Genomic DNA, 10,394 nt, shown 5'->3' with positions numbered 1-10,394 from the left:
AAGGAGCACAAATGAGCATTGCAACCACCATTCGCCAGCAGATCAGCCTAGGCTCACTCATGAGCCTGGGGATGCAGCAGCCGGCAGCCCTGACCGCAGACAACGAGGAAGTGGGATTTACTTTCCTAGCCCGAATCCTGCCGATCACCAAGAGCGGACGACGCGGCACTAGCCCACGCATCATGCGTGTCAGTGTCACCCTCAATGGAAACGATCTCTACGACGTGGAAGTAACCTACATCGCGCGCCGAAAGCCTGTCACCCACTATGAGGCGGTAAACGTCGGAGCGGAACAGATTTCAACGCTCATGCTCGCACTCGACTATGACGGCGACCAGGTACTAAATCCCCGGCTGATCTAAGCCAGAGCGAATAAGCCCCATCCCTGCGGATGGGGCTTATTTTATTGTCATGAATGATAAGCGGGACTAGAGAGAATCGCTGAAATTACAAGGCAAAATCAGACAAGTCAGTTGTATTTAATGAATAACTGCGCTAAACTGGAATAGTCAACACAGCAACACAAGCGGAATAACCACCCGCACAACACAAGGAGCGCAAAATGGACAAGCCCACCATGCCGGGAGTTCACAGCCGGATCATCCGCGCCTTCACCGGAAACCCTGCATACATCGCCATGTATGATGATGGCGCAATCGGTCCCGAGCGCAGCACCCGCGACCGCGCCGAAGCGGATTACCGCGATGCAAACGCCCACACGGGCACCGTGCGCGACGAGATCGAGCGCTACGGCCTGCAATCTGCCATCTTCCGCCCCTGGGGCGAGATTCACGAAGATTTCAAAGGCCACTACAACGGCAAGCGTGTTTGCATGGCCCTGGACAGCAAGCAAGGCTGCACAACCCTAAGCCGCTGGCGCGGCCCACTGGCCTAAAGAAAATGACCCCCACGGCGCTAGAGCGCCGTGGGGGTCACGTCAACATAGCAACCGGGAACCACCCCGGAGCACATAATCAGCATATCGCACCACTCGAAACTATTGCATTTATTGAATAACTCGCATATGCTGAGATAGTCAACATAAACCACCACCAGCACAAACGAGAATAGTTAGGTAATCATGATTATTTACACTTTCACCCTCCCCAAGGGCGGCTCGACCAAGACAACTTCATCTTCCGAAGCAGCCGCCCAGCTGGCCGCAGCCGGCCTGCGCGTGCTGGCCATCGACTTAGAGCCGCAGGGCAACCTCAGCACGCGCCTAGGCATCGATGACTATATGGAAATCGAAGCGGTAGCAATGGACGTTCTCACGGGGGAGGCGACGGCCGCAGAAGCAGCCGTGCCATCACCCACCGTTCCGGGCGTTGATGTTCTTGTTGGAACTCGCGCGCTGATGGATGCCGAGCGCCACCCCGAGATCGTTGGTTCGCTGCAACACCACCTGCCGACACTGGCCGACCACTGGGATGCAGTAGTCATCGACACCCCGCCAGGGCTGGGCATCCTCACCCATGCAGCGCTAGCCGCAGCTGACGTGATCGTTGCGCCAATGGCCGCCCAGGTCGAAGCATTCGACCAGATCCCCATTCTCGAAGCGTTTGTTGAAAAGCGTATTGCGCGCATGATGCGCCGACCAGAAGCCAAGGTCAATTGGATCATGCCAACCGGCTTTGATACGCGCCAAGTCCTAGACCGTGAAATCTTGCAGAATCTCCAAGACGAGTACGGGGAGCGCGTTACAGGAATGGTGCGTCAATCGGTCAAGGTCAAAGAATCCTACGTGGCCATGATGCCGCCATCGGTGTATGCGCCAGATTCCCCCGTGGCTCAGGACTACAAGAAAGCGCTTGAAGCCGTTTTATCAGCAAGTCTGGAAAAGCAGACGAGCTAGACAAAAAGCACATTAAAGAATTAAATGCATAACCCCGGAAGAGAAGCCGGGATGACTAAGGAGACATCATGGCAGCATCGTCCAGGGCCTCGCTGAGTAAGCGCACGGAGCAGAACAAGGAGCGGCAGGCCAAGACCAAGCGTGAGCGCGACCTAGAAGCAGTCGGCGGCGAGCTGGAAGTACCCAACGCATCCGAAGCGGCCGCTGCGGACAAGCCCACTTCGACTGCGGCCAAGGCCGAGTCTCCCAAAGCAGCAAGATCCGCTGGCCGTCCACCTCGCACGGTGGACGTTGAGCGAGTCGGCGTATACCTGGCACCTAGCCACTTCCACGACGCAAAGGCAGCCTACCTGGCGGACTGGCTCAACGGGGGAGAGGCCAACACCTTTAGCCGCTGGCTAGGTGAAGCACTGTCTCTCTATTCCCGCCAGACAGCCAAGCAGCGCAAAGCAGCCGCCGAGGCACGAGAGCCACGCGCCGACGCGCAGCAGGGCAAGGCAAGATCCTTCGTGGTGCGAGAGTCCGACATCATGGCCATGCGCCAAGGAATCGCTGAAGACCAGAAAGCCGGCCGCTGGCCAAGCGTAAGCCAGTGGTGCGTCGAAGCCCTGGAAGAAGCCATCGAGAAAGCTACAGAGCGCAACGGGGGAGAGCTGCCAGAGCCGCCGGCGCGACTCCCGAACAAGCTGGTTCGCTAAACCCGTACCTGTGCCAAAATAGAACCGTCCTCCTTTCTGTTGGAGACATCCGGCCCCTGCTGTATTTCCCTTACGGCAGGGGCTATTTCTATGCCCCACACAACGCGCCTAGCGGCGCGTTCACCTGGTGTTGCGGTTCTCCTTGCCCCGATGCCTCATCATCGCAGTTCTGGAATCACTGTAAAGGGCGCTGCGCGTCGGCTGCGCCGATGGGCTAAAGCCCACCCTTGACAGCACTTCCAGAACTGCATTTCGGCATTTATCGGGGCAAGGGGAACCCATGCAATATGCGTCGAAAACTTGCGAAGTGTGCAACTACAGCAGGCAAGCAAAAGATTAAATGAATAAAAAGAATCTATTGGAAAAGAACCATAACAAGAGTAAAATGAAAATAAGCAACAACACTACAAGAAAGGCTAGGGCCATGAGCGAGAAAATCACCGTCTACGGCAGGCCTAACTGCGTGCAATGCAACGCCACCTATCGCGCGCTAGACGCTAAAGGCATTAACTATATAAAGCTTGACCTAACTGAACATGAGGACATGGCGACCAAGTTTAGGAGTCAGGGGCACATGCAAGCGCCTGTTGTCGTGGTCGAATCTGATCTATGGTCAGGCTTCAGGCCGGACAAAATCAGCCAGCTCTAGACGTGAAAAGGTTCAGAAAATCAGGCTCACAACTTGCATTTAATGAATAACTCGACTAAACTGGATATAGAAGCAAGGGAGGGAAACCTTGAGAGAAAGTCTCGAAAAGGGCTCTTGCTTCCAACCAACAGAAAGGCAGTCAAATGGCTACCTCACTCAACACCGGACTAGTCGCCCTGGTCCGCTCCTCACTGGGAATCGACCCAGCGGAAGCCGTAGTGCTGGCGTTCCGCAAGGGCCACAACATCCTCGGCACCGTCAGCGCTGAACTGGTCCAGACGGGGGACTGGACTAAGTGGCTGGCAATCCTGGAACAGATCGTCATCGAAGTAACCGACGCGGACGAGTTGGACGGATCTTTCCTCGTCATTTTCGACGAGAACGACGTTTTCCGGGGCGAAGCCTACCGCGAAGCATCAATTCTGCTCTCGCGCCACGGCATCCCCGTAAACCACGCCGTACTCGTCGCAGACGGCAAGGTTATGGATTACTTCGGAGATCGCTCCGACGCAGTGGACTACGCCGAAGTTCTCAAAACTGACATTGCCCTAGAGGACATGCTCACGGTGAAGAACCGCCGACGCGCGCAGGATGTCAACCCCTGCGAAGAGTCCAGCATGGCCGTCATGTCCACCGCAGTGGCACGCATGGCAGAGTTGGAAAACCGAGAGCACGAGAACGTCGCCGATGCATCGGCCGAGCTGTCCCACGAGCTCGCAACGACCATTGCCGACTACGCGGAAAACGGCAAGGTCACGGAAGAAATCGCAGGATGGATCGCCGGAACTTTCATGAGCGCCGTAGGTCGTGACTTGGCCGTTGCAGGACTCGCAGGAGTCGCCAACGGCACCGAAGATCTCCGCGAGATCTACCTAGGACAGCGAGCAATCGAAGACCGCGAGATCTTCGAAGCAGGAGCAAACATGCTCCACGAGTCACTAACGCTCATAGCCGGAACGAAACCCCGAGCTGGAATCCTTTGCGCACTTGGATGGAGCCACTGGGTCACCGGCAATATGACACAGGCATTCGCCATGCTGGACTTGGCACTTGAAGAAGAGCCACAGCACAGCCTAGCAACCGGCCTACGGACACTGATGCTAAACCTAGGCATCCCGAAATCGGCCTACGGTAAGTAAGCCAACCTAGCCGGGGTGCGGGGGAAATCCACAATTTCCCCCGCACCCCGGCACAGGCATATCAACCAAGAGGACAATAAGAAACATGGACAGCTCACTAAGCATTTGGGAATCGTGCAACCAGAGCCAAGACCACACCGGCCGGCTGCAGAAACCGGTCGCGGCGGCCTCCGCCGCAAGCTCCCCCGGCCGCCGCGATCAAACCTCACCCCAGGCGCAAAAGCCCTGGCACCACTTCACTCACCAGGGCAAGCCATATCGGCTTGTGCGGATGCTGCCGGGGGACTACCCAGGCGAATCAATCCAACCTCACCAAACAGCCACGGCCAAGGTCTATACGCTGAGCGGGACAGTACAAGTCCAGGCGCGCGCTACAGCGCGCACCCCGCACCTAGTGCACGTGATCTGGGAAGACGAAAAAGGTGAAACCTTCGGAACCTGGCTGCCTAGGCTGTCGGTCAAATTCGATAGTCTACCGCCGAGCACCAACGAGTAAGGACAGCAGCCATGACCCGCAACGTGTCAGATATTTATCAAGACCTGATCAACCTATCCAACGAACTCGAAGACTTCGCCAATGCCGGCCGCATCACCATGAGCACTGATGACTGGAACCAGGACTACCGCGATACCAAGCCAGCCGTAGCCCAGGCACTCAGCGCCCTACAAGTAGCGATAGATAGCACGCGCTGGATGGAAACCCTACCTTCAGCAGATCCAACGGCCGCCAAACGTTCTTAAGCCTCCTGCCCACATGGGCACGAAAAAGCTCAATCGCGATTATCAGTCAGCGCCAATCGAAAATTGGCTCTGTTGCAAAGATTGGCGGCAGTCAGAGGTAGGCTGTCGCTCTGCGCCGATCAGGCGGCTGCTGCGAAATGGTGGTTGAGCATGCCCATGGCCTCCGTCAGCGCCGAGGGCCCAATGCCAAAAGCTCTCTCCACAAGGCGCACCTCGCCCCTGATGCCGGGCTGCAGGCACCAGGGGCGAGCCTGTCCTTTGCGCAGGGCTCGCATGACTTCGAATCCCTTGATCGTGGCATAGGCCGTGGGGATCGATTTGAAACCGCGCACCGGCTTGATCAGTATCTTGAGCTTTCCGTGATCGGCCTCGATCACGTTATTGAGATACTTCACCTGCCGGTGGGCCGTCTCCCGGTCCAGCTTTCCTTCGCGCTTCAATTCGGTGATCGCTGCACCATAGCTCGGCGCTTTGTCGGTATTGAGCGTGGCAGGCTTTTCCCAGTGCTTCAGGCCTCGCAGGGCCTTGCCCAGGAACCGCTTCGCTGCCTTGGCGCTGCGGGTCGGCGACAGGTAGAAATCGATCGTGTCGCCCCGCTTGTCGACTGCCCGGTACAGGTAGGTCCACTTGCCCCGCACCTTGACGTAGGTTTCATCCAGGCGCCAGCTCGGATCAAAGCCACGCCGCCAGAACCAGCGCAGCCGCTTCTCCATCTCCGGGGCGTAGCACTGGACCCAGCGATAGATCGTCGTATGGTCGACCGAAATGCCGCGTTCCGCCAGCATTTCCTCAAGGTCGCGATAGCTGATCGGATAGCGACAATACCAGCGCACCGCCCACAGGATCACATCACCCTGGAAATGGCGCCACTTGAAATCCGTCATCGTTCCGTCCGTCCAATCTCCGCCAAGCATGCTCAAGCTTCACGATTTTTGCAACAGAGCCCCGTGACTTGTATTCGCGGGGGCACTTCCCCGGACTTGGGTATATCAAGAAGCTGTCCATAAAGCATCACCTTGAGACGTTGGCTGACTTCCACCAGCGAGGGGCAAATGCCTGACAAGTATTGCTGTGCGGCGTGCTTTGGTGACCCGGGCCTGACAAGGAGCATCATTCCGAAAGTTGCGGCCGATCGCAATAATCAACCGCACGAGGAGAGATGCAGCTACTGCAATACTCAGGCGAGCCTTCTCGTTGATCCGTGCGCCTTGAGTCAATGGTTCGAGATGGTGATTGATTGCTACGTAGAGGATGACACCGGTTATCCCTTAGTTAGTTGGCTGAGACAAGATTGGCGCCTGTTTGGGCACCCGATCATGGATGACGCCCACGCTAAGGAGCTTCTCGCCGACATTCTCAATGACGGTGAGATAGTACGCCGGAATTTCAGTCCGATTGAGATATCGAGCAATGAGAGTCCTCAACGCTGGGATGACCTTCGCGATGAGATGATGCACCGAAATCGATGGTTCCTAAAGGACCCGATTGATTTGGATCGATTGGGGGAGCTGTTGGATCAGCTCATCGTACCCAATGATGAGCTTCCTCCTGTGTGGTTCCGTGCCCGACTTCTGTCTGATGAGGTTCCATATTCTCTCAAAGATATGGGCGCTCCGCCTCGACATTTGGCGGGACACGGGCGTGCAAACCCGGCGGGTATTAGATACCTTTACTTAGGTTCGGAACCTGGCACGGCGGTTGCTGAGGTTCGTCCGCATACAGGGGAGAAAGCAAGCGTGGCAAAGTTCACGTTGCCCCCGATCCGCGCTGTCGATTTACGGGATCCGCGGGCGAGGATCTCCCCGTTCATCTTGGAAAGCGCAGAACAAATATCTCGTGTCAGGGGAGGCCTTCCGCTGCTAGAACGCCTCGGCGAGGAACTCACCAAGCCAGTTCAACCGCGCAGCGCCGCATTCGAATACATCCCTAGCCAGTACCTATGCGAGTTCATCAAGAAGCGCGGCTTCCAGGGCGTTGTCTACAGCAGTTCCGTTAGCGACGGAATTAATCTGGCGCTGTTCGAACCCGACCTTGCCCATGGCTCTGAGGTTGTGGTCTCCCACGTCCTCCGGGTGTCAGTCGACATCAGCGACATTCCTTTGCCGGCCCCTTTGCCTTGAACCGCGTAACACAGTCCGACAAGCGCCAAATGTACAGCTGGGTTCTATGACCCTCTTACTAATCTGTCGGAAACCGATGCTTTAGACCCTATTCTGACTGCCTTAGCGGGGGACAATCTGACGTCAGGTTGGGGTGTAGTTCAGTCTGATCGGAGTTCTGAAGGACCGCGTAGCGCAAGAACTGCAGTAGGAGATGTAACTAGCCGTTGTTGACAACAGCGTGGCCAAAACAGGCATAATGGATAGGCCCTCTGTTTAAACCGATGAGTCGGAACTGGCCGATAAGAACCATATGTCGTCTAGTACTCTGCGAATACCACCAGATGAATCAATCTGAAACATGCGGTTTTCCGGTTTGCCACATGAAATGGATCTCTGCCCGCAACCTGAAGTACATGACGGCGATCGTGCGCGCCTGGGAATCATTGCGACAACGTAGCAAGTGCCACAGCTTGTGGCACATTTGCGGTCGGAGCCACATCCGCACCGTTCTCGACTAGGGCGTGTCTCCTAAATTCAAGTTGGTTTAGCCGGGATGCTTGATGGGTGTCGCGTACTTCTGTTTTGACCGATGGGCAGTGGGCCCGCATCCAGCCGTTGTTGCCGTCCTCTGATGGTCGTCAGGGTCGTCCTTTCCGGGATGACCGGCGCGTGGTCGAGGGCATCATTTACCGGTATCGGTGCGGGATCGCGTGGCGGGATGTGCCTGCCGAGTTCGGTCCGTGGCAGACCATTTGGAAGCGTCACCGTCGCTATAGCGGTGACGGAACGTGGGACAGCATCCTGGCTGCATTGCTGACGGTCGCGGACTCTCAGGGTGAAGTGGATTGGTCGGTCTCGGTCGATTCGACGGTGAACCGTGCCCACCAGCACGGCACCAACCTGCCGCGCACCACAGGGGGCCGGTTCGAATTACATGAATCTGTTTGCTGAGCCGGACGATCATGCGGTTGGACGGTCCCGGGGCGGATTGAGCACCAAGATTCACGCCTTGGTTGATGGCAAAGGCAGGCCCTTGGTTCTGCTAGTCGCTCCGGGCCAGGGCGGGGACGCGCCGATGTTCGCCCACCTCATGAACCAGCTGAAGATCAACCGGGCGGGTCAGGGCAGACCCAGAACCCGCCCGGACCGCGTCCGCGGTGACAAGGCCTACTCCTCGAGAGCGATCCGAACCCACCTCCGCGACCGCGGTATTACCGCAGTCATCCCGCAACCGTCCGACCAGATTGGCCACCGAAAGCGACGAGGTTCCACCGGTGGCAGGCCGCCTGCCTTCGACAAAGAGGACTACAAGGGCCGAAATGTCGTCGAACGAAACTTCAACATCTTCAAGCAATGGCGGGCCCTGGCGACCCGCTATGACAAGCTCGCCCTGACTTACCGCGGCGGAGCAGTTCTCCGGGCAATCATCATCTGGCTGACAGCTTTAGGAGACACGCCCTAGCGAACGAGGAAGAATTCCTGCGCAGCGTTCGATCGTGTGAATCACGGGGCCGGGTAAGGATGAAAGCGGTGGCGGCGTCCTGGTTGGGCGTTCACCGGCCCAGCTCTTGATGTTGCAATAGCTCGAGGGCGCCGCAACTATCCGTCAGGGACAGTTCAAGCCGTTCCGATTCGGGGTAGCGCACCACAGGGTTCTCGCCGCCCCATATCTGTACCGACTGGTCTGGGCCCCACTGCGGCCATCCCGGGTTTCCGGTTGCGGCGAAGCGGGTCCATGCGCTGCGCATCCGGATGCCGGATTCGATCACTGAGTCAGTTGGCTCCGGGATCAGCGCTCCCATTCCGGTGTCCAGGGTGTTGAAGGTCAAGGGCAAGTCAATGGCGTGCGGGGAGCCCATGCCCCCTACCGGGTCGATGCACAGCTCGTAGACGAACACGTGTCCCCCGGCGTCGGCGCCGGCCATGGCAGCCTGCAGTGTAGGGGCGAGGAACAGGTAGTCGGTATTGACCTTTTCGTAGAGCTCCCCGGGTTCTGCTTGCGGCATAATGGCGCGGTAGCCGTCGGCGTCTCCGTTGGGTGCGAAGATGTGCAGGGCGGTGTCCGCTTCTTCCGTGGTGATGCTAAACCGCTTTTGTTGGGCGGTGAAAAGACGGTATTCGTCGCGGGTATGGCCGGTGATTATGGGTATTTCGCGGGCGGCGCCATTTCGAAGCGCCGTCCATGGGTCCTCCGGCATCGTGTCTCCGTCCACGATCGGCCCAAACGGCGAGGGAGTGTAGGCGAGGGTACCCCATTCGTCGGCGCGGTTTCCCATGGTGCTGATGACCAGCCGCGTTGCGTCGGCCAGCGTCTGAGGAGTCAACGTCGCAAGGGTGCGTGCATCTGCTGTTCCTTCGATGCCGGCTGCGGCGGCGACGGCCTGGGTGACCGAGTGCGCGAGTGGTGGGGAGACGAACATCCGAGGAATACTCTGGGCGATGGCCCGATGGAACAGATTGCGGGCGCGTGGCATGGTTAGCAGGGCCAGGACACATCCGGCGCCTGCGGATTCTCCGAAGATTGTGACCTTTTGCGGGTCACCTCCGAAGCCGGCAATGTTGTCCCGCACCCATTCCAGTGCCGCGATCTGGTCGAGGATCCCGCGGTTGGAAACGGCGCCGTCGATCTGTCCGAAGCCGTCCACACCCATCCGGTAGTTCACGGTGACAACCAGGACGCCCTCGCGGACCAGTGCGGTCCCGTTGTACGCCCGTTCTGAACCTGCCCCGGCGAGGTAGGCTCCGCCGTGGAACCACACCATGACCGGCAATGCCTCTGGAGCTGCACTCGGGGCCCAGATGTTGAGGGTCAGACAGTCAGGTGCCGGATCGGTTGACGGCGGGATCTCCGAGCCAGGCAGTTGCAGGCCCTGGGGCGCCGGGGGCCCGTACGAGGAGGCATCGCGAACAGAGCTCCATGGAGTAGGGGCCTGGGGCGGTGCGAATCGGTGCCGGCCCCAGGGCGGCGCGGCGTAGGGGATCCCGAGCCAACTGCGCACCCCGTCATCTTCACGGCCTTGGACTGGACCTGTTTGAGTTAGCACCGGGTTGAGCATGGAACCGACCTTTCATAATTTGCAGAGAATATTTCTGTATTCAAGAGAATGACTGCAAATGTGACGTTCGTCAACCCCTCGACGTGCCTCACCTAATATGCCCGCGAAACAGTTCCGGTGACTCACATAAATATGCCCGCGAAACGGAATCATC

At 58.0% G+C, this 10,394-nt stretch carries 11 protein-coding genes and 1 pseudogene; 10 read left to right on the top strand and 2 right to left on the bottom strand.

Translation table 11 applies throughout. The features are described 5' to 3' along the window. The first annotated feature begins 11 nt into the window (after positions 1-11). The 7 genes from F0M17_RS17325 (at position 12) to F0M17_RS17290 (ending at position 5,082) form a co-directional block, all read left to right on the top strand. Positions 12-362, top strand: coding sequence for a hypothetical protein (locus tag F0M17_RS17325; protein ID WP_149597830.1), 351 nt, complete (start codon positions 12-14; stop codon positions 360-362). Positions 363-562: 200 nt separating this feature from the next. After that, positions 563-895, top strand: coding sequence for a hypothetical protein (locus F0M17_RS17320; RefSeq protein WP_149597829.1), 333 nt, complete (start codon positions 563-565; stop codon positions 893-895). A 186-nt stretch (positions 896-1,081) separates the two neighbouring features. Beyond that, entirely contained in the window at positions 1,082-1,855 is a 774-nt protein-coding gene (locus F0M17_RS17315) for a ParA family protein (RefSeq protein WP_149597828.1), read from the top strand. Between the two features lie 68 nt (positions 1,856-1,923). Further along, positions 1,924-2,553 carry a hypothetical protein gene (locus F0M17_RS17310; protein ID WP_149597827.1) on the top strand — a complete coding sequence of 210 codons (630 nt, stop codon included), beginning with the start codon at positions 1,924-1,926 and terminating at the stop codon, positions 2,551-2,553. A 424-nt stretch (positions 2,554-2,977) separates the two neighbouring features. After that, positions 2,978-3,202, top strand: coding sequence for a glutaredoxin-like protein NrdH (gene nrdH / locus F0M17_RS17305; RefSeq protein ID WP_149597826.1), 225 nt, complete (start codon positions 2,978-2,980; stop codon positions 3,200-3,202). 143 nt (positions 3,203-3,345) lie between these two features. After that, the gene (locus F0M17_RS17300; protein ID WP_149597825.1) at positions 3,346-4,341 is read left to right on the top strand and encodes a DUF4192 family protein; all 996 of its coding nucleotides are present in this window, start codon (positions 3,346-3,348) and stop codon (positions 4,339-4,341) included. A gap of 507 nt (positions 4,342-4,848) precedes the next feature. Next, positions 4,849-5,082, top strand: a complete 234-nt coding sequence (locus tag F0M17_RS17290) for a hypothetical protein (RefSeq protein WP_149597823.1) — start codon at positions 4,849-4,851, stop codon at positions 5,080-5,082. A 119-nt stretch (positions 5,083-5,201) separates the two neighbouring features. On the opposite strand, the gene F0M17_RS17285 is transcribed toward F0M17_RS17290, so the two are convergent. Further along, positions 5,202-5,966 (bottom strand): IS6-like element IS6100 family transposase, encoded by a 765-nt coding sequence (locus tag F0M17_RS17285; protein ID WP_001389365.1) that lies wholly within the window; start codon positions 5,964-5,966, stop codon positions 5,202-5,204. Positions 5,967-6,022: 56 nt separating this feature from the next. Here F0M17_RS17285 and F0M17_RS17740 point away from each other — a divergent pair. From F0M17_RS17740 to F0M17_RS17265, 3 genes and pseudogenes are all read left to right on the top strand, one after another. After that, positions 6,023-6,142 (top strand): annotated as a pseudogene (locus F0M17_RS17740) (ATP-binding protein); the annotation flags it as partial. Then, entirely contained in the window at positions 6,135-7,202 is a 1,068-nt protein-coding gene (locus F0M17_RS17270) for an RES family NAD+ phosphorylase (protein ID WP_149597822.1), read from the top strand. The pseudogene F0M17_RS17740 and the gene F0M17_RS17270, both read left to right, overlap by 8 nt. 546 nt (positions 7,203-7,748) lie before the next feature. Next, positions 7,749-8,646, top strand: a protein-coding gene (locus F0M17_RS17265) for an IS5 family transposase (protein WP_149597821.1) whose coding sequence is annotated in 2 segments (ribosomal slippage) — positions 7,749-8,099 and positions 8,101-8,646 — 897 coding nt in all. Because the reading frame shifts where the segments join, the coding sequence is not laid out codon by codon here. Between the two features lie 91 nt (positions 8,647-8,737). Here F0M17_RS17265 and F0M17_RS17260 read toward each other — a convergent pair. Continuing rightward, positions 8,738-10,240, bottom strand: a complete 1,503-nt coding sequence (locus F0M17_RS17260) for a carboxylesterase/lipase family protein (protein WP_149597820.1) — start codon at positions 10,238-10,240, stop codon at positions 8,738-8,740. Between the last annotated feature and the right edge of the window lie 154 nt (positions 10,241-10,394).

The organism is Glutamicibacter sp. ZJUTW (assembly GCF_008370855.1).
GTDB lineage: Bacteria > Actinomycetota > Actinomycetes > Actinomycetales > Micrococcaceae > Glutamicibacter > Glutamicibacter nicotianae.
The sequence above is the reverse complement of the archived record's forward strand: the minus strand, read 5'-3'. Positions and strand labels throughout refer to the sequence as shown.